Source organism: Methylomonas stagni (assembly GCF_050154735.1).
Classification (GTDB): Bacteria; Pseudomonadota; Gammaproteobacteria; order Methylococcales; family Methylomonadaceae; genus Methylomonas; species Methylomonas koyamae_A.
This window is the reverse complement of the sequence record NZ_CP189557.1, coordinates 2,723,388-2,744,457: the sequence shown is the minus strand read 5'-3', so window position 1 is coordinate 2,744,457 and position 21,070 is coordinate 2,723,388. Positions and strand designations below refer to the sequence as shown.

Genomic DNA, 21,070 nt, shown 5'->3' with positions numbered 1-21,070 from the left:
CATGTTCGATTTCTTCAATCGGCGCTTAAAAACCGACTTGGCCGAGGCTCGGCGCCGCTTGGCCGATGCGACCGATTTTGCCGACGCGATCGAGGCCAATATTGCCACGATCCAGTTTCAGCCGAATGGCACGATCATTGGCGCCAACCGTTTGTTCCTGGATGTCGTAGGCTATTCGGCCGCCGAATTGCAGGGTCAGCAGCACCGAGTTTTGTGCGATCCGGGGCATGTCAATAGCGCCGAGTACGGCGCGTTTTGGAATGCCTTGAAAGCTGGGCGTCAGCAACACGGTACCTTTCAACGCCGCCATAAAAACGGGACGACGCTTTGGCTGGAAGCCACGTATTTTCCGGTTGTCAATCGTCAGGGCGATGTCACGCGCGTGTTCAAGATCGCCGCGGACGTCACCGAGATGCAGGATCGCTTGCGCGACCAATTGGCGATACAAAAGGCCATCGACCGGTCGATGGCGGTCATCGAATTTACGCCCGATGGACAAATCGTCACCGCGAACACCAATTTTCTGAGCGTAATGGGCTACCAGCTCGCCGATTTGGTCGGCAAGCACCATCGGGTGCTGTGCTTCGATCAGTTTTATCGGGATCAACCGAACTTTTGGGAAAAAATCCAGCGTGGCCAGTTCCAATCGGGACAATTTCAGCGCCGCAGTGCGCGTGGTGACAGCGTTTGGCTGGAGGCTTCCTACAATCCGGTGTTCGACGCCGACGGGCACGTGGTTAAAGTGATCAAGTTCGCCACCGACGTGACCGAGAGCGTCAATCGCAATACCACGGTGATCCAAGCCGCCGAGATGTCGTTTTCCACGGCGGAGGAAACCAGCCAGATTGCGCAGAAGGGCGCCGAATTGCTGGCGACATCGGTGACGATGTCCAACGAAATTACCGAGCAGATCAATCAGACCGGCGAGGTGATCAACCAGTTGAACGAACAATCCCGCAATATCGCGGCCATCGTGTCGACGATACGCGAGATCGCCGATCAAACCAATTTGCTGGCTCTGAATGCGGCGATCGAAGCGGCAAGGGCCGGCGATCAGGGACGGGGCTTCGCGGTGGTCGCCGACGAGGTGCGGCAATTGGCGGCCCGCACCAGCAAATCCACCGCCGAAATCGATCAAGTGGTTTACGCCAACCGCAACTTGACCGCGACCGTGACCGAACGGATGGACATCGTCAGAAGCAGCGGCCAATCCAGCAACGAGCAAATCGCACAGGTGTCGAAGGTTATGGATGAAATCTATCTCGGCGCGGTGAACGTTTCCAAAACCGTCGCTTCGTTGCTGACCAACCGCAAGTAAGACCTAGCCGTGCTCGTCGGGGCCGCGATCGGCACGGCATCGAAAGCGTAGCGCGCGCGACTTCGGAGTGCGGGAACAAAGTCGCCGCGCCTATGCCGGTGAATAGCAGGAGACGGCAGCGAACGGCCTCCGCGCAGGGGGCAACAGGCGGGACATCCACCAGGCGTCGCCTTCCTTCAAATCGACCACCGCAACCTCGCACTGGGTGGCCAGTGCCAGCGTATCGAGTATTTCCATCGGAGCGGCGTCGGTGACGACGGTACCCGATATGCCGATGTTGTCCGCCAGTCTGAACGCCGGGTTGCTCGGCGCGGGGCCCGAAATCGATCTTGACGCCCTGGATGTCCAGCAGCGCTCGCCGCCGCGCCAAAAACTCAACCACCACCAAATACCAGTGGCGCAAAGCCGGCCAAAATAACCGTCGGGACCAAATAGTTTCCGGCGTCGGCGTTTGGCCAATCCCGGTATCGATGGGTAACGGCCGGCAGAATGCCGCATGTCAGCCAGATCAATGGCGCGACCAATAGCGCGAGTGTTTGCCGTAAGGCCACGGCGAGAACGTTGAATCGGTCATGGAGATACTCTCGGCGCGTGAGCTTGGGAACGAAATCGGCGCCGGCCGAGCTGTTCCGGTTTAACCTCGTTTCAACGTTATATATAGCATCGGTCGAAAAGCCGAAAGCCGGATAAAACGGTATTGGCGACACCTATCGAGACCGTGGCGCCAAAGGTTTGAAGCCATTCGAAGGGCATCGTTGCAATAACCACACGTAGGCTGTGAGTAAAACGACAGTGGCCAATACAAAATGTTGGGTATACGACTACATTGTTAGGCGTTTTTTGATTAAAAAATCCTTTATAAATCAGTATTATGAGTAACTCAGGCAAACTGGCACGCCCATTGCTGTAGTAGGGTTGTTATTAACAAAGCCCACAAGAGGAGAAAGTCATGGCGAAATTACGTCAATGTGCTATTTACGGTAAAGGTGGTATTGGTAAATCCACCACAACCCAAAACCTGGTTGCCGCTCTGGCGGAAGCCGGTAAAAAAGTGATGATCGTCGGTTGCGATCCTAAAGCCGATTCTACTCGCTTGATCCTGCACTCAAAAGCGCAAACCACCATCATGCATTTGGCTGCCGAAGCTGGTAGCGTCGAAGACTTGGAACTGGAAGACGTATTGAAAGTCGGCTACGGCGACGTGAAATGCGTTGAATCAGGCGGTCCAGAGCCAGGAGTTGGTTGCGCTGGCCGTGGTGTTATCACCGCGATCAACTTCCTGGAAGAGGAAGGCGCATACGACGACGAACTCGACTTCGTTTTCTACGACGTATTGGGTGACGTTGTTTGCGGCGGTTTCGCGATGCCTATCCGCGAAAACAAAGCGCAAGAAATTTACATCGTTTGCTCTGGCGAGATGATGGCTATGTACGCTGCCAACAACATCGCTAAAGGTATCGTCAAATACGCCAACTCAGGCGGCGTTCGTTTGGCCGGTTTGATCTGCAACTCTCGTCAAACAGCTCGTGAAGACGAACTGATCGAAGAATTGGCAAGACAAATGGGCACTCAAATGATCCATTTCGTACCACGCGACAACGTTGTACAACGTGCTGAAATCCGTCGTATGACGGTTATCGAGTACGAACCAACCGCGAAACAAGCCGACGAATACCGCGCTTTGGCTCAAAAAGTTCTGCACAACAAAAACTTGGTGATCCCTACTCCGATCACGATGGACGAGTTGGAAGAGTTGTTGATGAACTTCGGTTTGATGGAAGAAGAAGACGCAACTTTGATCGGTAAAACCGCTGCCGAAGAATAAGTCTTGCTAGAAACCGGCGGGCGGCTTGCCGTCCGCCACCCTATCTGTTCCCAAAAACTGTCTGTTGGGGGATTGCCCACGACATTAGGAGGATAACATCATGGCAGCCATGACAAGAGAAGAGACCGAAGCGCTGATCGCAGAAGTGCTGGAAGTCTATCCCGAGAAAGCCAAAAAAGACCGCGCGAAACACTTGGCGGTCAACGACCACGAGTTGGAAAAATCCAACAAATGTATCACTTCAAACCGCAAATCGTTGCCGGGCGTAATGACCATTCGTGGTTGCGCGTATGCCGGTTCGAAAGGTGTGGTTTGGGGTCCGATCAAGGATATGATCCATATTTCCCACGGTCCAGTCGGTTGCGGTCAATATTCCCGCGCCGGCCGCCGTAACTATTATGTCGGTACCACTGGTGTCAACACCTTCGGTACGATGAACTTTACCTCCGATTTCCAAGAGAAAGACATCGTATTCGGCGGCGACAAAAAACTGGCCAAATGTATCGATGAAATCGAAGCCTTGTTCCCATTGCACAAAGGCGTTTCGATTCAATCCGAGTGCCCGATCGGTCTGATCGGCGACGACATTGAAGCGGTTTCCAAAGTGAAATCCAAAGACATCGGCAAAACCGTTGTACCGGTGCGTTGCGAAGGCTTCCGCGGTGTTTCCCAATCTTTGGGTCACCACATCGCCAACGACGCCATCCGCGACTGGGTTTTGGATAAAAGCGACGGCAAACAACCCGCTTACGAGGTCGGTCCATACGACGTAGCCGTGATTGGCGACTACAACATCGGTGGCGACGCTTGGGCTTCGCGTACCTTGTTGGAAGAAATGGGCCTGAAAGTGGTCGCGCAATGGTCCGGCGACGGTACCATCGCCGAGATCGAAAACACCCCGAAAGTGAAATTGAACTTGATCCACTGCTACCGTTCGATGAACTACATCGCTCGGCATATGGAAGAAAAATATTCCATTCCCTGGATCGAGTACAACTTCTTCGGCCCGACCAAAATCGCCGAATCGTTGCGTAAAATCGCCGCTCACTTCGACGACAACATCAAACAAGGCGCGGAGCGCGTGATCGCTCGCTACAGCGCGGAATACGAAGCCGTTATCGCTAAATACAAACCGCGTCTGCAAGGCAAACGCGTGATGTTGTACATCGGCGGTTTGCGTCCTCGTCACGTGATTGGCGCCTACGAAGACTTGGGTATGGAAGTGGTTGGTACCGGTTACGAGTTCGGTCACAACGACGACTACGATCGTACCATCAAGGAAATCGGCAACGCCACGCTGTTGTATGACGATGTCACCGGCTACGAATTCGAAGAGTTCGTCAAAAAAGTTCAACCTGACCTAATTGGCTCCGGTATTAAAGAAAAGTACATTTTCCAAAAAATGGGTATCCCATTCCGGCAAATGCACTCTTGGGATTACTCAGGCCCATACCACGGCTACGACGGCTTCGCCATCTTCGCCCGCGATATGGACATGACGCTGAATAACCCATGCTGGAAACAAATCAAGGCGCCTTGGAAAACCGAAGCGTCTGAGAGCGAAGCGGTAAAAGCGGTCGCTTAATAGCGAATGCGATGATGCCGTAGGGCACGCGCCATCGCTCCTCGGGGCAATGGGCGTACCCTGCCTTTCGAAGATCGGGCTGCCTGGACAAAGCAGCCCGACTAAATCCAATCAACGCCGGACCACAGATTAGTGGCGCGTTTAGGAGATTATCATGAGCCAAAATGTCGACAAAATAGCCCCTAGTTATCCCTTGTTTCGAACCGACGAATACAAGGAAAATCTTGCCAACAAACGCGCGATGTACGAAGAGCGTCACCCGCAAGATACCATTGACGAAGTATTCGAATGGACGACGACTAAGGAATATCAAGAATTGAACTTCAGCCGCGAAGCGATCACGATCAATCCGGCTAAAGCTTGCCAACCGCTGGGTGCCGTGTTGTGCGCTCTGGGTTTCGAAAAAACCATGCCGTATGTCCACGGTTCGCAAGGTTGCGTGGCTTACTTCCGTACCTACTTCAACCGCCATTTCAAAGAGCCGGTTTCCTGCGTTTCCGACTCCATGACCGAAGACGCGGCGGTATTCGGTGGTCAGAAAAACATGTTCGCGGGTTTGGAAAACGCCAAAGCCCTGTATCAGCCGGACATCATCGCGGTATCCACCACTTGCATGGCGGAAGTTATCGGCGACGATTTGAACGCGTTTATCAACAACGCCAAGAAAGAAGGCCATGTTGACCAAGATTTCCCGGTGCCATTCGCTCATACCCCAAGCTTCGTCGGTAGCCACACCACCGGTTGGGACAACATGTTCGAAGGCATGGCGCGCTACTTCACGCTGAAAACGATGGAAGGCAAGGAGCCCGGCAAAAACGGCAAGATCAACTTCGTACCCGGCTTCGAAACCTATTTGGGTAACTACCGCGTCATCCACCGGATGATGAAAGAAATGGGTGTCGATTACACGATGCTGAGCGATCCGACCGAAGTATTGGATACCCCGGCGGACGGTACTTTCCGGATGTACTCTGGCGGTACCACGATGGACGAAATCAAGGATGCGCCGAACGCGATCACCACCGTGTTGCTGCAACCTTGGCAGTTGGAAAAAACCAAGAAATTCGCCGAAACAACTTGGAACCACGACGTGCCGAAACTGAACATTCCGATGGGCTTGGAATGGACCGACGCGTTGCTGATGAAAGTTTCCGAACTGAGCGGCAAACCCATTTCGAAATCACTGGAAGTCGAACGCGGTCGTTTGGTGGATATGATGACCGACTCGCACGCTTGGTTGCACGGCAAAAAATTCGCATTGTACGGCGATGCGGACTTCGCGTTGGGTATGACCAAAATGCTGCTGGAGTTTGGCGCGGAAGTCACCGACGTGTTGGTTAACCACGCCAACAAACGCTGGAAAAAAGCTTGCGAAGAAATCTTGAAAGCGTCGCCTTACGGTCAAACCGCTACCGTGCACATCGGTCGCGACTTGTGGCACTTCCGTTCGTTGATGTTTACCAATAAACCGGACTTCATGATCGGCAATTCCTACGGTAAATTCATCCAACGGGATACCATGTACAAAGGCGAGGAGTTCGAAGTGCCGCTGATTCGGATCGGCTTCCCGATTTTCGACCGTCACCACTTGCACCGTATGACCACCTTGGGCTACGAAGGCGCGATGTACGTGCTGACTACGCTGGTTAACGCGGTACTGGAGCAGTTGGATAAGGAAACCCGCGGTATGGGAACGACCGACTACAATTACGATTTGATCCGTTAACAAATCGTTTATCCGCGGGGGCAAATGCGAGTTTGCCCCCGCTTTCGTTTGGAGAAATCTATGCCCAGCGTCATGCTCAGAAAACGCGAAGATGGTAAACTGCTGTTCTATGTTGCCAAAAAAGACTTGGAAGAAACCATAGAATCGTTAGAATTCGATGGCGAGGACAAATGGGGCGGCGAAGTCACGTTGGGTGATGGCTCAAAATATTACTTCGAACCGATGAGTCCTCCACCGAAGATCCCAACCACATTGCAAGCCAAGCGATTAGCGGAGGAATAAAGCATGACTCTCTACATTGTTGCCGAGGAATGTATTTCCTGTGGTGATTGCAAACCTGTGTGCCCAACCGACTCGATCAAGGAAGGCGCGGTGGTGTTCGAAATCAACAAAAAAACCTGCACCGAGTGCAATGGTGACTTCGACGAACCGCAATGCGTTAAGGTTTGCCCGATTGACAATTGCATATTGCCGTTAGTGGCATAGTGCCATGCGCCAGTCCGCCTTGACGAGGGAACTGGCTTTGCGTATCGGGTTGGCGTCTCGAGCCCTGCCCGATACCGCTCCCAAATTATTTGTGTCGATTTTGCATGCTTGCGTGGGGCCGGTATTGGACGGCAACACGCTGGCGGAGCTTGGCGAGGACCGCTTCCGTCAGGCGCTGAGCAATTTTGGGATCTCGGCGGACCTGCAAACCGTGCGTTTAACGCTGGGGATATTGCAAAGCATCGCCTTTCCCGATCCGCCCAAGCCGCAAACCTTGCCGGCCGATGCCGCCGGCTCGATATTGGTGGCCGTGGTCAGCGACGATCCGACTCGGATCGCCGGCCATTTCGGCTCTTGCCGCCAGTTTTTGATCTATCAGGTGTCCGCGGACGAAGCTCGGTTAATCGACATCCGCAGTGTGGACATGGATGCTCAGCGGCGTCATGCCGACAAGAATACTTACCGCGCGGAGTTAATCGCCGATTGCCGGGTGCTCTACACCGCGTCCATCGGTGGTCCGGCGGCGGCTAAAGTCGTTAAATTCGGCATACACCCGATCAAGACCGAACTGGGCGCCGTCGTCTCCGAATTACTCAATCAATTGCAAACCGTCCTCGCCGATGCGCCGCCGCCTTGGTTGGCCAAATCGATGGGCATCCGCGCGGGCCGCCGTATCAGTCTCGAACAGGAATCCACTTCATGATCAAACCCGAACAACTGCAAGAAATCGCCGGTAAAATTGGCAGCGAAGTCCTTAACGAAACGGTCGTCGGTATGCTACGCGAAGCCTACACCGACATCCATTTCACCTATTGCATGGACGACGACATTCCCAATAACGAACCTGTGCTCGAGGGGCGGGGTTTTAATTTGTATCTGGTGGATGGCCGTGAACACTGTTTATGCCTGACCCGCGACTACGATCATGCCACCGGCATCGTGATTGCCGAAGTCATCGAGGATTGAGTGCGGCATGGCGGAATCAGACGCTCCCGACTCTACACCGATAGGTGACTGCAGTATCTGTCCCTTCCGCGGCAAAACGCTATTGATGGGGCGTTGCATGCCTGGCGACACTTGTGTGTTCGTCGATAGCGGCCGCCAAATCGACCGGTTTTTCCGGGTCAATCCGGCCTACGCCACGCACTATTTGAACGATAAATTCTGGGAGCGGCGAGCAATCGCGGTACGCTATGCCCCGCAGAAAGCCTTGCAGGCGTTGATACACGACGAGGATGAGGTCGTGCGGCGGGCGGTCGCCTTCCGCTTGCCGGCTCAGCAGTTGCAGAGCTGGATAGACGACCCGGATCGGGAGGTGCGGATGACGGTTGCCGACCGCATCGACCTCGAACATCTCGAGTTATTGGCGAACGATCCGGATTATATCGTTCGCTTGACCGTCGCGAAGCGTTTGCCGCCCGGCCGCTTGTTCCGCTTTATCAAGGATGAGGATTTGCAGGTGCGCAAGCGGGTCGCCGAACGTTTGCCGGAAGTTAGCTTGGGACTGATGGCCGAGGATCCCGCGTCCGATGTGCGGCGCATCGTCGTCGAGCGCATGCCGGCCGACGATGCCGCGACGATGTTGCAAGACCCGGACTGGGTGGTGCGCTATACTGCGGCTGCCAAGGTCGATCCCGCCCGTTTGACGGTACTCGCGGACGACCCGGAACCCGATGTGCGAGAATTGGTACATCAACGCTTGAATTCCACTAACAGCCCCAAAGCCGAACATGACTGAAGCCCGACTCGCGATTGCCGGACAAGACATTGCCGAATGCTGTAAAAAAATCATCCCTGGTCAAACCGACGAACTGTTGCAAAACAAGCTGCAACAACTGATTTCAGATTTCCCGCTCCGCTTGGCCATGATAGGGGACGAGTGGTACAAGCTTGGCGGTGTCGTCGACATGAACGGCACCCGGATCGCCAACGACATCACCGAATGGGTGGAGAGATCCTATATCGAGTGCGGGCAGAATCTGCAGACACTGATCGAATATGCGCTTGAACAAAAGCTGATCGCCACCAAACAGACCGGTAAAACGCTGTATTTTGTGGTGCAGACCGGCGATAGGGCAGAAGACTTTACACTGATCGAAATCGATAAGACTCACGAAGTTTCGGATAGGATGTTGGTTGACGAAGCCAATCCGCCGGACGATTTGGAAGAGTTTATCGATCCGATTCATCCGTTTTGCATCGAGAGCTTCGGTTTCGGCCATTCGCGCTACGCTTATCGGCGCAAAACCGACGTGGCGTTGTTCATGGGCGTGATAGACGAGCGCCATCCCGGAGAGCACTCGGTGCGCCGCTTCATGGACGATTGGAATCGCAGCAGCGCCGGGCAGGTGGCTCGAATGTCGGAAGACTGGATCATTCGACCCTATTCCCATACCGGGCGTTTCGGGGAGCAAATCGTTAACGTCGAGTTGGTCAATACCCACAAACATCATCTGCCGCATCTGGAAGATTTCGCCGGTAAGAAAGGTAGCGCTCTCAGCAATGTGCTGACCCGCTTCGACCGGCAGGCCGGCCATCCGTTCGCCTGGTTTTTCTACATGTTGAAAGGCCGCTTGGTATCAACCCATATAGCCGAATCGGTATTTCGCGATATTTCCGGCGATTTTGCCTACCTACCCAAACGCGACGAAGCGGTGTTGCGCGATTGGATTGCCACGCCCTATAACGTTTAACGCAAGCGCCGTCGTCTCCGGGCTACGCGGTTAACTTGGGCCGTGCAGCCCTGCGGGAAGGGTGTTGCAGGTATTTGAGATGAGGACTTGGCCGGCGACATCGGTCATGGGATCGAGGTCGGGCAGAGTATGGCTAACAAGAAAATCTCCCGCCTGCGCCGTCTGATACTTTCGTCCTTGAACCGGAGGTTCAAGTGGAAACCAAATCCAGTCAATCAGGCTTCCTGAGTGAACAGGCGTGCACACCATGACGGGTAAAAAGCTTCCGGGGCAAATGCAGGTTCAGGAAACACCCAGTACTGCTCGAACGCCGCAGGAGATAGGGTCACTATTCTAAACGAATTAAGGGGTTTCCAAAACGTTTTCTATTTTGCGGCGTAAATCCGCCAATCGGCCGGCCATATCCGGGCTGGAGCTTGCGGCCTTATTGCCGGATGCCAAGTCGTGGGCAAGATTCAATGCCGCCAAGACCGCGATTCGATCAGCGCCGGTGACTTTGCCGGTATCGCGGATTTTGCGCATTTGCCGATCCAGTTCGCGGGCGGAATCGATCAGCGTGTCTTTTTCCTCGGCGGCGCAAGCGATTTTGTATTCCTTGCCCAAGATGTTTAACGATACGGCTTGCATCGTTTTACTCATGAATCGTGCTCCATCGCCTTCAAGCGGGCGATCATTGCCTCGACGCGGGCTTTGGCCAACGTGGTTTTTTCGAGTAGTCTGGCTTTTTCCTTGACCAGGGCATCCTGTTTGATTTTCAAAGACTTATTTTCGTTTTTGACTTGGTTGTATTGTGCTATCAGCGCATCCAGCTTGGCTTCCAACGCTTCGAGCTCGGTAGTTGGGTCTTTTTCGCTTTGAGACATAGCACGGAGAGGAGTTGAACCGATAAGGCGGTATAATCGTCGGGATTTCTTAACAATGTTAGCATAAGCCTCGTGATTAAACAGCCTATCCAGGCGCCAAGAGCCAGATGACTTATCAAACCTTAAATGCCATTTTGGAGCAACACGACGCCGATATGGGCGGCGCCGAAGCGCACGGTATCGCTACCGGTATGTTGTGTGTCGAAACCCGCGCGGACTTTGGCAATTGGTTGCACGAGCTCTTCGACGAAGACCTCGAATTGATCGACGAAGACCGCGAGTTTTTGGCGGGTTTGTTCGAAAAGACCCGGCAACTCCTGGAAAATCAGGATCAGAGTTTCGAGTTCGACTTGCTGATGCCCGACGAAGCCGAGCCGCTCGACGAACAAGTCGAGGCATTGCGTTGCTGGTGCCAGGGCTTTTTGTTCGGGGTTGGCTATGCCAAAACCGACGCGGACTGGCCCGGCGATACCGCCGAAGTGATGCGCGACATGATAGAACTGACCAAAATCGACAGCGATGTCGGTGGCGAAGACGACGAAAGCGCATTGACCGAAATCCGCGAATACGTGCGTGCCTCGGTGTTTACGGTTCGCGACCAATTCGCCGGCGACGGCGATCAACAAAGGCATTGATCTTTTTCTCATGAAACAAAGCGAATTCAAGAAGCGCCGGTCGGCGTTAATGAAACAAATCGGCAAGGGCAACATCGCCATTATCGCCAGTGCGCCGCAGCGCACCCGTAACCGCGACGTGCACTATCCGTTCCGCCAGGATAGCGATTTCTACTACCTGACCGGTTTCAACGAAGCCGAATCGATGGCGGTGTTCATCCCCGGCCGAGAGAAGGGCGAATACATTCTGTTTTGCCGCGAATTCGACGAGAAAAAGGCGTTGTGGGAAGGCGCGCACGCCGGCCTGGAAGGTGCCACCCAGCATTACGAGGCCGACGACTCCTTCCCGATAGCCGATTTGGACGACATCCTGCCCGGTATGCTGGAGAACAAGGGCAAGGTGTACTATCCGATGGGCAAGGACAGCGATCTCGATCACAAGCTGATGGAATGGATCAACAACATCCGCAAGCAATCGCGTACCGGCGTCAGCGCGCCTGGCGAATTGGTCGCGTTGGAGCACATCCTGCACGAAATGCGTTTGTTCAAAAGCCCGGAAGAGCTGAAATTGATGCGCCGCGCCGCCGAAGTTTCCGCCAAGGCCCACGTTCGGGCAATGCAAGCTTGCCAACCGGGCTTGTACGAGTATCAGATCGAAGCGGAACTGATTCATGAATTCATTCAGGACGGATTGCGGGCGGTAGCCTATCCGTCCATCGTCGCCGGCGGTAAAAATGCCTGTGTGCTGCATTACGTCGAGAATAAGGACAAGCTGAATAAGGGCGATCTGTTGTTGATCGATGCCGGCGTCGAATGCGACCACTACGCCGCCGACATTACCCGCACCTTTCCGGTTTCGGGCAAGTTCAGCGAACCACAGCGGCTACTCTATCAATTGGTGCTGGATGCCCAAACCGCGGCATTGGCCGAAATCAAACCCGGCAATCCGTGGAACAAGGCCCACGACGCCTCGGTGGAAACGTTGACCAGGGGTTTGGTCGAGCTTGGCTTGTTAAAAGGCCGGGTCAAGAAATTGATCAAGGACGAAAAATACAAACAGTTTTACATGCACCGCATCGGTCATTGGCTAGGCATGGACGTGCACGATGTCGGCGATTACAAAATCAAGGACGAATGGCGCTTGCTGGAGCCCGGTATGGTATTGACCGTCGAACCCGGCTTGTACGTGCCGGCCCAGTGCGAAACTGTGGACAAACAGTGGCGCGGCATCGGCATTCGGATCGAGGACGACGTGCTGGTGACCAAGGACGGTCACGAGATTTTGACCGGTGGCGTGCCGAAACGCATTGCCGATATCGAAGCGTTGATGAATGCCTAAATGGCCCACGACTACGACCTGATCATCGTCGGCGCCGGCTTGGCGGGCAACTGCCTGGCGTTGGCGCTGAGGAACAGCGGCTTGAAAATCGCGCTGGTCGAAGCCAATAGCCGCGAGCAACTACGCCACTCGCCGGCCGGCGACCGGGCATTGGCCTTGGCGAAGGGTTCCGTCGAGTTGCTGGAGCAGTTGGGCGCGTGGCGCGGCGTGGCCGCCAAGGCCACCGCGATCGCGGACATCCATATCTCCGACCGCGGTCATTTCGGCAAAACCCGGCTGTCGGCGGCGGAACAGGGCGTCGATGCCTTGGGTTACGTGATTGTCGCCCGCGACATCGAACAGCATGCGGCCGACCTGGTCGAAAAACCGACACTGATTGCCTATATCAAACGCGGGTTGCCGGCTTGATGGCGGGATACGATGCCGTCAACGTCAGCTTGAAACAAGTCGACGGTAGCTCGTTGAATTTGAGTGCCCAAGTGCTGGTCGGTGCCGACGGCGGCAACTCCACGGTGCGCAAGTTACTGGAAATCCCCCAGCAAGTCAGCGAATACGGTCAAACCGCGCTGGTGACCACGGTGCAATCGGCCTTGCCCAATCGCCATGTCGCTTTCGAGCGTTTCACCGAATTCGGCCCACTGGCCTTGCTGCCGGTGGCGGCCAAGCAGTCCGCGGTGGTGTGGACCCGCAGTCATGAGCAGGCCGAAGCTTTGTTGGCCGTCAACGATCGCGAATTCCTCGCCGAACTGCAAAACTGTTTCGGTTACCGTTTGGGCGAACTGAAACTGGTCGCGCCGCGCCGCGCATTTCCGCTGAGTTTGATCCGCGCCGACAGCATGGTGGCCGACCGGACCGTGATCATCGGCAACGCCGTCCACCAATTGCATCCGGTGGCGGGTCAGGGCTTCAATCTGGGTATTCGCGATGTCGCCTTGTTGGCGGAGTTGTTGATGGACCAGCACGATCGCGGCGGCGATCTCGGCGCGGCCAGTCTATTGCGCGACTACAGCCGGCAACGCCGCCAGGATCACGACCGTACGATCGGTTTTACCGATACCGTGGTCCGACTGTTCTCGAACAACCGCTTGCCGGTTGCCGCGTTGCGTAACGCCGGTCTGGCGGTACTGGATCACCTGCCGTTCGCCAAATCGGCGCTGGCCAAGCATGCGATGGGCTTGGCCGGTAAATTGCCGAAATTGGGTAAGGACGAATAATCGCGGCCGCCGCTTCGGCGAGGCGGCCGGTTGGCGTGGCTCAGGCTCTGGACGAAAATTCGCCGGTTTCGGTGTTCACCTTGATGATCTCGCCGGTTTCGATGTATTCCGGGATCTGCACTTCCAGGCCGGTCGTCAATTTCGCGGTTTTGGTGCGCTTGGTGGCGCTGGAGCCTTTCATCGCTGGCGGCGTTTCGACAATCTGCAACGTGACCGTCGTCGGCAATTGAATGCCCAGCGGCGCGTCGTCCATCAGCAACATGATGATGCCTTCCAGGCCGTCGCTCAAATACAGCGTCTGGCCTTCCAAATCCTCCGCCGCCAGCGCGTATTGCTCGTAAGTCTCGCTGTTCATGAAGTAATAGGTTTCGCCGTCCTGGTAGGAATACTGCACGTTGCAGCGCGAGCAATCCGCGGCCTTCAGCATGTCGTCGCTCTTGAAGGTTTCGTCCAGCTTTTGGCGGGTTTTCATGTGGGTGAAGCGGACTTTGTACAAGGTCGTCGCGCCGCGCGACGTCGGATTGCGCACATCGATGCTTTTGACGACATAGGGTTCGCCGTTGATTTCGATAGCGGTTCCTTGCTTGAGTTCGTTGGCTTTAGGCACTGCTTATTCCTCGTGTATTGAAGGGGGTAAAAGGGATTGCCATTGGCCGGCGATCAGGCCGGACAGCGGTTGATAGTCGATTTTGTAGCGCATTTTACGGCATTCGGCGATCCAAAAACCCAGATAAACGTAGGGTAGCTCCAATTGTTTGGCGTATTCGATCTGCCACAGCACCGCATACACGCCGGGACTGTAGGTCGCCAGGGTCGGGTCGAAAAAGGTATATACCGCCGACAGGCCGTGATCGACGACGTCGACGACCGCGACGGCCGCCAGCCGGCCTTCGATCAAGAATTCGACGAAATGGGTATCGCACCAACGGCTGCCGAGAAAACGCAAATAATCTTCCTCGCTCGGCGGCGCTTCGTCCGGTTTGTCGTGGCGAGCCCGCAGATAGGTTTGATAAAGCCGGAAATGGCGAGGATCGAATTCGGCGCCGCGTATGACGGTCCGGGTGGATGCGTTCCGCGTCAGGCAACGGCGTTGTTTGCGGTTCGGTTGGAATTCTCGCACCGGAACGCGGGTGGGTATGCAGGCTTGGCAGTGGTCGCAATGCGGCCGGTACACGTGATCGCCGCTGCGCCGGAAGCCCAGTTCGATCAGGCGCGAATAAACGGCGGGATCCAGTTCGGTATCGGGATGGACGAAGGCCGAGCGAGCGCGCCGATCGTCCAGATAGGCGCAATCCTGTTCGCCGCTCAGCCAAAGAGAAATCGATTTTAGATTTGCCACGCTTGCGGATGCGGTGCCTGTTTGCACAAGACGGCCAGTGCCGCCGCGAATTCGCGGCGCGGGATGTCCTCTGCGCCTAAACTGAGTAAATGATCGCTACTGACTTGGCAGTCGATCAACTGGTAACCCCAGCTATCCAAATGACGCACCAAATCCACGAACGCGACTTTCGACGCATCGGTGGCGCGATGGAACATCGATTCGCCGAAGAACACTCGGCCGATCGCCAGACCGTACAAGCCGCCGACCAGTTCACCGTTTTGCCAGGTCTCCCAGGAATGCGCGACGCCGAGTTGATGTAGCGTTTGGTAAGCGGCGCGCATATCGTCGGTGATCCAGGTGCCGCCATCCTCCCGGCGCGGCGCGGCGCAGGCCTCGATGACCTCGGCGAAAGCCGTGTCGCGGCGGGTTTCGAAATGCCCTCTACGCAGAGTTTTCGCCAGGCTGCGCGATACGTTCAAACTCTGCGGAAACAATACCAGGCGTGGATCGGGCGACCACCACAAGATCGGTTCGCCGGGGTTAAACCACGGAAACGCGCCGTGCCGGTAAGCGTTAACCAGACGCCGAGGCGATAGACAACCGCCTATCGCCAGCAGGCCGTTAGGCTCGGTCAGCGCGCGTTCCAACGGCGGGAACGCTTGACCGGGGCGCAGGGGGTCGAGAACGCTGAGTTGCATGCTGGCCGGACGTGAATGAATGGAGTTGCCAACATTGTAAAGCAAACCGGCTTACGGCGGATTGCTGGCGGGCGGCGGCCGTTAAGACTTCGCGGGGGGCGGGTATCGGTCGGGCTGAAAACGGACTTACGTATTCAGCGACAGTCCCAACACGAAATCGACCAGATTGAACGTCAAGCCAAAAATCGCTAGTTCCAGTTTGGCGGGAGATTTAAACAGCGAGGTCGCGGCCAGCATCATGCCGCAAGCATTGGCGGCCAGGAAACCGTATTGCATCAAGCGTAATACCAACAGCGAATTGTGGACCGGACCGTCGCTGGCTTGCACCGCGAACGACAACGGTAGCAAGAACGTCAGCCAGACTATCAGCGCGATGCCGCCAATAATCAATGCCGATCTGGCATAGCCGTACGAGCGATAGCGTCGCTTGCGGAGATTGGTCTGGCGGGAGATTTTGTTGTGGGTCAAGATGGACGCGGGCGGGTTTGTAACGGATATTTAGTTCTAAACGCTTGGGTGGGCAAAGTCACGGATGATGGCTGAAAACTGTCGCGCGGTGCAAATAATATTTTTCGCTCCAAACGGCGCGGACTAATACTGTTAAGTTGCCGCGCCGCGAATGCACGCAAAACATGCCCGATGCCGATTAGGCACTGTTTAGAACCAAATCAATACGGCGTTCGGAGGTAATGAAGAGCGGGGGATTCGGCAACGATGTCGTCGACAAACCCCAGAACGGCAAGCCCGGTTTAAACCGGCGCGGCCAACATGCCTTGGGTGACGATGAATTGAGCGACGGCGTCCAGGCCAACGCCGGCCTTGATATTGGTAAACACGAACGGCCGCTCGCCGCGCATTTTCTTGGCGTCGCGGTCCATCACCTCCAACGACGCACCGACGTAAGGCGCCAGATCGATTTTATTGATCACCAATAAATCCGATTTGGTAATGCCGGGGCCGCCCTTGCGCGGAATCTTGTCGCCGGCCGAGACGTCGATTACGTAAATCGTCAGATCGGCCAGTTCCGGGCTGAAAGTGGCGCTGAGATTGTCGCCGCCGCTTTCCACCAACACGAAATCCAGTTCCGGAAAGCGCTCGCACAACTCGTCCACCGCCGCCAAGTTCATAGACGCATCTTCGCGGATCGCGGTATGCGGACAGCCGCCGGTTTCCACACCCAGGATGCGTTCTTCCGGCAGCGCCTGGCTACGGATCAGAAATTGCTGATCCTCGCGGGTGTAAATGTCGTTGGTGACCACGCCGATTTGAAATTCTTCGCGCATGCGTTTGCACAGCGCATCCACCAAAGCGGTTTTGCCGGAACCGACCGGGCCGCCGACGCCGATTCTTAAGACTTGTTTGTCGTTCATGTTGTCTCCAGTTGCCCGGATGCAATCCGGGAATTTAAGTTGATCCAACCTCGATTCCGCTGTGCGGCAGCGAGGATGCGTCTCTCGGTAGCGGCGAATTATTCACCCGGCCCGCTTTATCACCGGTATTCCGTTCGGGCCGAGCTTGTCGAAGCCTGGGGTGGCAAGCTTTTCGACAGGGCGAACAGAGCGTAGGGCAATGCCGTTAAGTTAAGCCGTTCGTGGTGAGTCTGTCGAACCATGAACGGCTTAACTTAACGGCATCGAAGCGCAAGCTGGGCACAGTAGGTGCCCACCTGTAACCTCAGGACCTAAACAACCGCGAATATTGCATTTCATGGCGACTGCTGGCCAAGGCCAGACCGAAACAACTGCCGCCGATCTGGTTGTCATTCAATTGCAACGCCCGCTCGACCAAAGCCGGCAACTCGCCGGCCAAGCTTTGCAGCAACTGCTGCCCGGCCACCTGGCCCAGCGGCACCAGCTTGATCGCACCCAGCACCTGATTTTCCAGCCAGCCCCACAAATAACCGGCAACCGCATCGGCTTTATCGATTTGCCAGCGGGTTGCCGCCAGCGCAAACAAGGCCGCCAAGGTCGCATCGGGCCGTTTTTGCCAAGTCTGGGCTTCCGGCATCTCCAACTTGATCAGCAAGCGCGCCAGGGCCTGGCCGGTCTGTTTGTCCTCGGCGCGCAATTCGGCGGTTTCCCGGCAGGCGCTCAGGGTTTGGCTCCAATGCGTGACAGCCGTAAGGTCATTAGTCCGCCAGGCATCGTACAACCTTGCCAACAACGGCGCATCGACCTTGCCCAAGCCGTTGTGCAACAAGCCGCGCAGCCAGTCGCCGGTTTGTTTGGCATTGGTTACCCAGCCGTCATGCACCGCCGTTTCCAGCCCCTGGGAATAGCTGTACATGCCGATCGGCAAACTGGGGCTGACCAGTTGCAGCAGCCGCAACAAGCTTAAATTAGTGACCATGGCTATGATAAGCGCCGGCTTCCGGTTCGAACGGCAGGGTTTGATGCTCGACGGTCAAACCCAATCCGACCAGCATTTGATCCAGCACATGATCGGTCAAAAAGCGCAGTTCGCCGGGTAAAATTTGCAAGGCCACGTGACGGTTGCCCAAATGGTAACAGGCGCGGGCGAACAACATCGGATCGGCGCATTTCACCACCGATAAGGCTTCCGGCGCGGCGTTGACCCGCACTTTAAAGCCTTGTTCGTTGGTCAGCACCGCGCCGTGCTTCAAGGTTTGCCCCCTGGGCAAAAACACCCCGACTTGAACGCCGCCTTGGGTAATGGCCGGTTGCCGGGACTTTTGCCGGGCCTCGAAGGGCAGGGTTAGGGTGTCGTCGGGAGATTCTTGGGATTCTGTGGTTTCGGTGAGTTTTAGCATTTGGTTTTTTTGTGTAGGTCGGGTTAGCGAAGCGTAACCCGACACGTCGGCTTCCAGATTACTTGATGTCTTTTGGTCTTGTTGTGTCGCTGTCGCGACGGGTTTTTTACATGTCGGTTCGCGGACCGACAACCGCGTTACTTTCGCTACGAAAATCGTCCCTGGTTTTCGCCCTTTGGCCAACCTGTCGGTTGTTCAAATTCATTCCAAACGAATTTGTGCTTGGCCTCGGCAATTGCTCCATGCCTTGCTATACCTCCGGCATCCATATGGAAAAAGCCCCTCTCCCTTTGGGATAAGGTTGGGATGACGGAAACAAAATAAAGCTTTCTTGCCTATTTATCGCTCTCACCCTAGCTCTTCCTGAGGCAGAGGGGAGCATCCGTTCTTAACTAAATGGCAGTGGCGCAGCGCGTGGGGAAGCATAAAATTATCAGCAGCCACCGCCGCCTTCGTTTGAATGATTACTGGGGCCAATTTTCCGCCATTCACTATACCCGCAGCGTTTGCAACGATAGAAATATTCCAATTCATATACGGCTTGTTTCAATTGCCGGCTCTGGCCGGTTTTATTAAACGACCTGTATTCCTGGCAATGCGGGCATTGGTCAATGAAACACAAACCGATACAAACCACAAACAACAAAATCAGTATGAAAAATGCCATTTAATGACGCTTATTTATTTGATGTCGCTGTCGGGGCGGGTGGTTGAAATGTCGGGTCTCGGCCCGACAGCCACGATACTTTCGCTACGAAAATCATTCCTGGTTTTCTCTCTACTGGCCTTGATGTCTTTTGGTTTTGTTGTGTCGCTGTCGCGACGAGTTTTTTACATGTCGGTTCGCGGACCGACAACCGCGATACTTTCTTTTGCTTGGCCAAAAGAAAGTATCCAAAGAAAAGGCCATCCCATGCCGCTTGAATCACTCGGTACATTCATATACCTTGCCCTTCGAGTGCTATCGCATGCAAATCGGCTATCCTGTCGATTTGCCCTGTGCTCCGAAGGGTTTGAGCGGGGTTTTCGGAAGGGCTATCCTTAGCCCTCCGAAAACGCGCGGCATCCCTGCCGCGCCCCTTCGGGCTGATCCGCCCAAACCCTCCGGTGCTCGGCGCGGCACCAGGGGAGAAAAACCCTCCCAAAATGAAAAGACGTCAATGGAGGATAGTAGGTCCGATTAGCGAAGCGTAATCGGACGGATGTTAATCATCCCCGTCAACAACCGCCTTGGCATCACCGCCCCAATTTGTCGGATACAACATAACGACGAAAACTGGAATTCGGCCAATCAATAACGTGTTCAACTAAGCCATGCTTAACCGGTTTAACGTCCAAGTAATCCTCATGTTCGAACGGATAGCGATTTCTTACTGCCCGCACCGTTGCACGCAACAAATCGATTTCGCGAACCAATAAATCGTTGTTTTTACGCTCCAGCAAATTCCCCGTAAAAAACTATGTGCCAGCGGGAATAAATGCACGTCGGTAATTGGGCATGGTTTATTGCGACTTCTAAATATCGGTTGGTTTAACATTCGTCCGATTACGCTGTGCTAATCGGACCTACGTGGGCTACAAAAATCTCGTTCGTAGATACCGTTATCCAAGTCAAGCCAAATATATAGCGGAATCGAGGACGCCAGCTGTCTTGCGGGGTGAGGCTAGTTGCTTGAGAAAAATAAGCGGATTTAAAAATCAGCGAGTCAGTTTATATTCGCCAGTTAATAATCGAATAAAGCGGATTATATGTGCATCATCTACTTTTACCTCGTATTCGTTGGCTTTGCTACTTGAAATCTCTAGCACGTCAAAGGATATGAGAAGATCAAATAGGCCTCGGAAATCTTCATCCCATTTACATGCATCAAAAAAGGCAGTTCTTTCAATAAACCTCTTGCCATTAACATCTCGTTCATGTTTTAGAATTATATTTAGACCGTCAACTAATTGTTGTTTGAATGGAAAACTTGTATAGATATTGACAATCCTTGGTCTATCAACCTCCGCCCATTCGAAACTTTCTTCCGGCATTTGCAGAGGAAGAAATAAACGCCCATGCTCAGCTATTTTAATTGCCTCATCGTTGTCAACGTTTGCTATCGCACAAAGATAAAGCGTAAACATATACTTTGCCCGATTGCGCAAATCATCTGAAAGCTGCCTATAATTCTTTAATGCCATTAACTCTCCATCCTGAAGCTTCTTTATCCTATCCTTAAGAGCATTTAGTTCGTCATCGAATTTCTTAAAATAATCATGCTGCATCTCTTTGTCGACAAATTCCTTTCTTTGTGCTTTAAGAACAGCCCATTCTTTAAATATTGCGATCCATTCCCTAGTCCAGGAAATGATAATATCTAGAACTGGATAGCCAATTGCATAAATCAAAGCAATTTCAAAGGCAAGCCATACAGAATGGTAATCTAATAGCTCTGGATGCGCGTCGATATATTTTAGTTTTTCCTCAAATTTTCCTTGACTAATTAGAATAAGAATTAATCTAAAGTGGGCGCCTGCTAGTGCAAGTAAAAAAGACCCCATAAATGGACTGCTAAACCGACTAATAATCTCAGAATTAATTGCTTCAACTATTCTTTTCATAAACCTGAATCTGT

General features: G+C 54.3%; 27 protein-coding genes and 1 other RNA gene. 15 read left to right on the top strand and 13 right to left on the bottom strand.

Features of this window, described 5'->3' with window-relative positions; genetic code table 11:
- Position 1: 1 nt before the first annotated feature.
- A complete protein-coding gene (locus tag ACP4CD_RS12700) occupies positions 2-1,318 on the top strand; it encodes a methyl-accepting chemotaxis protein (RefSeq protein ID WP_064031159.1) in 1,317 nt (438 codons plus the stop codon).
- A gap of 90 nt (positions 1,319-1,408) precedes the next feature.
- On the opposite strand, the gene ACP4CD_RS12695 is transcribed toward ACP4CD_RS12700, so the two are convergent.
- On the bottom strand, positions 1,409-1,696 hold the full coding sequence (locus ACP4CD_RS12695; RefSeq protein WP_426991181.1) for a hypothetical protein: 288 nt from the start codon (positions 1,694-1,696) through the stop codon (positions 1,409-1,411).
- Between the two features lie 571 nt (positions 1,697-2,267).
- On the opposite strand from ACP4CD_RS12695, the gene nifH reads away from it, so the two are divergent.
- The 9 genes from nifH (at position 2,268) to ACP4CD_RS12650 (ending at position 9,633) form a co-directional block, all read left to right on the top strand.
- Complete coding sequence (gene nifH / locus ACP4CD_RS12690; RefSeq protein ID WP_064027244.1) at positions 2,268-3,143, top strand: nitrogenase iron protein; 876 nt, start codon at positions 2,268-2,270, stop codon at positions 3,141-3,143.
- Between the two features lie 100 nt (positions 3,144-3,243).
- A complete protein-coding gene (nifD, locus tag ACP4CD_RS12685; RefSeq protein ID WP_064027246.1) occupies positions 3,244-4,728 on the top strand; it encodes a nitrogenase molybdenum-iron protein alpha chain in 1,485 nt (494 codons plus the stop codon).
- Between the two features lie 154 nt (positions 4,729-4,882).
- Positions 4,883-6,454: a nitrogenase molybdenum-iron protein subunit beta gene (nifK, locus tag ACP4CD_RS12680; protein ID WP_064027248.1), complete on the top strand. Its 1,572-nt coding sequence runs from the start codon at positions 4,883-4,885 to the stop codon at positions 6,452-6,454.
- Between the two features lie 60 nt (positions 6,455-6,514).
- On the top strand, positions 6,515-6,736 hold the full coding sequence (nifT, locus tag ACP4CD_RS12675; RefSeq protein ID WP_064027250.1) for a putative nitrogen fixation protein NifT: 222 nt from the start codon (positions 6,515-6,517) through the stop codon (positions 6,734-6,736).
- 3 nt (positions 6,737-6,739) lie between these two features.
- Entirely contained in the window at positions 6,740-6,940 is a 201-nt protein-coding gene (locus tag ACP4CD_RS12670) for a 4Fe-4S binding protein (protein ID WP_064027252.1), read from the top strand.
- 4 nt (positions 6,941-6,944) lie between these two features.
- The gene (locus ACP4CD_RS12665; protein ID WP_426991180.1) at positions 6,945-7,643 is read left to right on the top strand and encodes a NifB/NifX family molybdenum-iron cluster-binding protein; all 699 of its coding nucleotides are present in this window, start codon (positions 6,945-6,947) and stop codon (positions 7,641-7,643) included.
- Positions 7,640-7,906 carry a DUF6129 family protein gene (locus ACP4CD_RS12660; RefSeq protein WP_064027256.1) on the top strand — a complete coding sequence of 89 codons (267 nt, stop codon included), beginning with the start codon at positions 7,640-7,642 and terminating at the stop codon, positions 7,904-7,906. The genes ACP4CD_RS12665 and ACP4CD_RS12660 overlap by 4 nt, the downstream gene beginning before the upstream one ends.
- Positions 7,907-7,913: 7 nt before the next feature.
- Positions 7,914-8,678 carry a 4Fe4S-binding leucine-rich repeat protein gene (locus ACP4CD_RS12655; protein WP_064027258.1) on the top strand — a complete coding sequence of 255 codons (765 nt, stop codon included), beginning with the start codon at positions 7,914-7,916 and terminating at the stop codon, positions 8,676-8,678.
- On the top strand, positions 8,671-9,633 hold the full coding sequence (locus tag ACP4CD_RS12650) for a hypothetical protein (protein WP_064027260.1): 963 nt from the start codon (positions 8,671-8,673) through the stop codon (positions 9,631-9,633). The genes ACP4CD_RS12655 and ACP4CD_RS12650 overlap by 8 nt, the downstream gene beginning before the upstream one ends.
- Before the next feature lie 142 nt (positions 9,634-9,775).
- Here the strand turns inward: ACP4CD_RS12650 and ssrS are convergent.
- From ssrS to ACP4CD_RS12635, 3 genes are all read right to left on the bottom strand, one after another.
- A non-coding RNA gene (ssrS, locus tag ACP4CD_RS12645) (6S RNA) lies at positions 9,776-9,955 on the bottom strand.
- A gap of 20 nt (positions 9,956-9,975) precedes the next feature.
- Positions 9,976-10,272, bottom strand: coding sequence for a cell division protein ZapA (locus ACP4CD_RS12640; protein WP_064027262.1), 297 nt, complete (start codon positions 10,270-10,272; stop codon positions 9,976-9,978).
- Positions 10,269-10,496 (bottom strand): TIGR02449 family protein, encoded by a 228-nt coding sequence (locus ACP4CD_RS12635; RefSeq protein ID WP_064027264.1) that lies wholly within the window; start codon positions 10,494-10,496, stop codon positions 10,269-10,271. The genes ACP4CD_RS12640 and ACP4CD_RS12635 overlap by 4 nt, the downstream gene beginning before the upstream one ends.
- 107 nt (positions 10,497-10,603) lie before the next feature.
- Between ACP4CD_RS12635 and ACP4CD_RS12630 the strand changes: the two genes are divergently transcribed.
- The 4 genes from ACP4CD_RS12630 to ACP4CD_RS12615 are packed head-to-tail and all read left to right on the top strand — an operon-like array spanning position 10,604 to position 13,663.
- Positions 10,604-11,131 carry a UPF0149 family protein gene (locus ACP4CD_RS12630; RefSeq protein ID WP_071155264.1) on the top strand — a complete coding sequence of 176 codons (528 nt, stop codon included), beginning with the start codon at positions 10,604-10,606 and terminating at the stop codon, positions 11,129-11,131.
- Between the two features lie 10 nt (positions 11,132-11,141).
- Positions 11,142-12,449, top strand: coding sequence for a Xaa-Pro aminopeptidase (gene pepP / locus ACP4CD_RS12625; protein ID WP_071155262.1), 1,308 nt, complete (start codon positions 11,142-11,144; stop codon positions 12,447-12,449).
- The gene (locus ACP4CD_RS12620; protein WP_426991179.1) at positions 12,450-12,857 is read left to right on the top strand and encodes an FAD-dependent monooxygenase; all 408 of its coding nucleotides are present in this window, start codon (positions 12,450-12,452) and stop codon (positions 12,855-12,857) included.
- A complete protein-coding gene (locus ACP4CD_RS12615) occupies positions 12,857-13,663 on the top strand; it encodes an FAD-dependent monooxygenase (RefSeq protein WP_426994680.1) in 807 nt (268 codons plus the stop codon). The genes ACP4CD_RS12620 and ACP4CD_RS12615 overlap by 1 nt, the downstream gene beginning before the upstream one ends.
- Positions 13,664-13,703: 40 nt before the next feature.
- Here ACP4CD_RS12615 and efpL read toward each other — a convergent pair whose 3' ends face one another.
- From efpL to ureE, 7 genes are all read right to left on the bottom strand, one after another.
- Entirely contained in the window at positions 13,704-14,270 is a 567-nt protein-coding gene (gene efpL, locus ACP4CD_RS12610) for an elongation factor P-like protein EfpL (protein WP_064026840.1), read from the bottom strand.
- Positions 14,271-14,273: 3 nt separating this feature from the next.
- Positions 14,274-15,002, bottom strand: a complete 729-nt coding sequence (locus ACP4CD_RS12605) for an arginyltransferase (RefSeq protein ID WP_426991178.1) — start codon at positions 15,000-15,002, stop codon at positions 14,274-14,276.
- Positions 14,990-15,682, bottom strand: coding sequence for a leucyl/phenylalanyl-tRNA--protein transferase (aat, locus tag ACP4CD_RS12600; protein ID WP_168032031.1), 693 nt, complete (start codon positions 15,680-15,682; stop codon positions 14,990-14,992). The genes ACP4CD_RS12605 and aat overlap by 13 nt, the downstream gene beginning before the upstream one ends.
- Before the next feature lie 126 nt (positions 15,683-15,808).
- Positions 15,809-16,150 (bottom strand): hypothetical protein, encoded by a 342-nt coding sequence (locus ACP4CD_RS12595; RefSeq protein ID WP_064026847.1) that lies wholly within the window; start codon positions 16,148-16,150, stop codon positions 15,809-15,811.
- 281 nt (positions 16,151-16,431) lie between these two features.
- On the bottom strand, positions 16,432-17,052 hold the full coding sequence (gene ureG / locus ACP4CD_RS12590) for an urease accessory protein UreG (RefSeq protein ID WP_064026849.1): 621 nt from the start codon (positions 17,050-17,052) through the stop codon (positions 16,432-16,434).
- 304 nt (positions 17,053-17,356) lie between these two features.
- Positions 17,357-18,031 carry an urease accessory protein UreF gene (locus ACP4CD_RS12585; RefSeq protein WP_426991177.1) on the bottom strand — a complete coding sequence of 225 codons (675 nt, stop codon included), beginning with the start codon at positions 18,029-18,031 and terminating at the stop codon, positions 17,357-17,359.
- Entirely contained in the window at positions 18,021-18,452 is a 432-nt protein-coding gene (gene ureE / locus ACP4CD_RS12580) for an urease accessory protein UreE (protein WP_426991176.1), read from the bottom strand. The genes ACP4CD_RS12585 and ureE overlap by 11 nt, the downstream gene beginning before the upstream one ends.
- A gap of 460 nt (positions 18,453-18,912) precedes the next feature.
- Here ureE and ACP4CD_RS12575 point away from each other — a divergent pair, with 460 nt between their 5' ends.
- Complete coding sequence (locus ACP4CD_RS12575; protein WP_426991175.1) at positions 18,913-19,497, top strand: hypothetical protein; 585 nt, start codon at positions 18,913-18,915, stop codon at positions 19,495-19,497.
- 191 nt (positions 19,498-19,688) lie between these two features.
- On the opposite strand, the gene ACP4CD_RS12570 is transcribed toward ACP4CD_RS12575, so the two are convergent.
- The gene (locus ACP4CD_RS12570; protein ID WP_426991174.1) at positions 19,689-19,895 is read right to left on the bottom strand and encodes a hypothetical protein; all 207 of its coding nucleotides are present in this window, start codon (positions 19,893-19,895) and stop codon (positions 19,689-19,691) included.
- Positions 19,896-20,150: 255 nt separating this feature from the next.
- The gene (locus ACP4CD_RS12565; protein WP_426991173.1) at positions 20,151-21,056 is read right to left on the bottom strand and encodes a hypothetical protein; all 906 of its coding nucleotides are present in this window, start codon (positions 21,054-21,056) and stop codon (positions 20,151-20,153) included.
- Positions 21,057-21,070: the final 14 nt, after the last annotated feature.

Coding starts and splice junctions, on each gene's coding strand:
- nifH (WP_064027244.1), top strand. CDS start 2,268: ATGGCGAAATTACGTCAATGTGCTATTTACGGTAAAGGTGGTATTGGT.
- ACP4CD_RS12700 (WP_064031159.1), top strand. CDS start 2: ATGTTCGATTTCTTCAATCGGCGCTTAAAAACCGACTTGGCCGAGGCT.
- aat (WP_168032031.1), bottom strand. CDS start 15,682: ATGCAACTCAGCGTTCTCGACCCCCTGCGCCCCGGTCAAGCGTTCCCG.
- ACP4CD_RS12565 (WP_426991173.1), bottom strand. CDS start 21,056: ATGAAAAGAATAGTTGAAGCAATTAATTCTGAGATTATTAGTCGGTTT.
- ureE (WP_426991176.1), bottom strand. CDS start 18,452: ATGCTAAAACTCACCGAAACCACAGAATCCCAAGAATCTCCCGACGAC.
- ACP4CD_RS12585 (WP_426991177.1), bottom strand. CDS start 18,031: ATGGTCACTAATTTAAGCTTGTTGCGGCTGCTGCAACTGGTCAGCCCC.
- ureG (WP_064026849.1), bottom strand. CDS start 17,052: ATGAACGACAAACAAGTCTTAAGAATCGGCGTCGGCGGCCCGGTCGGT.
- ACP4CD_RS12575 (WP_426991175.1), top strand. CDS start 18,913: ATGATTACTGGGGCCAATTTTCCGCCATTCACTATACCCGCAGCGTTT.
- ACP4CD_RS12620 (WP_426991179.1), top strand. CDS start 12,450: ATGGCCCACGACTACGACCTGATCATCGTCGGCGCCGGCTTGGCGGGC.
- ACP4CD_RS12615 (WP_426994680.1), top strand. CDS start 12,857: ATGGCGGGATACGATGCCGTCAACGTCAGCTTGAAACAAGTCGACGGT.
- ACP4CD_RS12655 (WP_064027258.1), top strand. CDS start 7,914: ATGGCGGAATCAGACGCTCCCGACTCTACACCGATAGGTGACTGCAGT.
- ACP4CD_RS12660 (WP_064027256.1), top strand. CDS start 7,640: ATGATCAAACCCGAACAACTGCAAGAAATCGCCGGTAAAATTGGCAGC.
- nifT (WP_064027250.1), top strand. CDS start 6,515: ATGCCCAGCGTCATGCTCAGAAAACGCGAAGATGGTAAACTGCTGTTC.
- ACP4CD_RS12670 (WP_064027252.1), top strand. CDS start 6,740: ATGACTCTCTACATTGTTGCCGAGGAATGTATTTCCTGTGGTGATTGC.
- nifK (WP_064027248.1), top strand. CDS start 4,883: ATGAGCCAAAATGTCGACAAAATAGCCCCTAGTTATCCCTTGTTTCGA.
- pepP (WP_071155262.1), top strand. CDS start 11,142: ATGAAACAAAGCGAATTCAAGAAGCGCCGGTCGGCGTTAATGAAACAA.
- ACP4CD_RS12665 (WP_426991180.1), top strand. CDS start 6,945: ATGCGCCAGTCCGCCTTGACGAGGGAACTGGCTTTGCGTATCGGGTTG.
- nifD (WP_064027246.1), top strand. CDS start 3,244: ATGGCAGCCATGACAAGAGAAGAGACCGAAGCGCTGATCGCAGAAGTG.
- ACP4CD_RS12640 (WP_064027262.1), bottom strand. CDS start 10,272: ATGAGTAAAACGATGCAAGCCGTATCGTTAAACATCTTGGGCAAGGAA.
- ACP4CD_RS12635 (WP_064027264.1), bottom strand. CDS start 10,496: ATGTCTCAAAGCGAAAAAGACCCAACTACCGAGCTCGAAGCGTTGGAA.
- ACP4CD_RS12630 (WP_071155264.1), top strand. CDS start 10,604: ATGACTTATCAAACCTTAAATGCCATTTTGGAGCAACACGACGCCGAT.
- ACP4CD_RS12650 (WP_064027260.1), top strand. CDS start 8,671: ATGACTGAAGCCCGACTCGCGATTGCCGGACAAGACATTGCCGAATGC.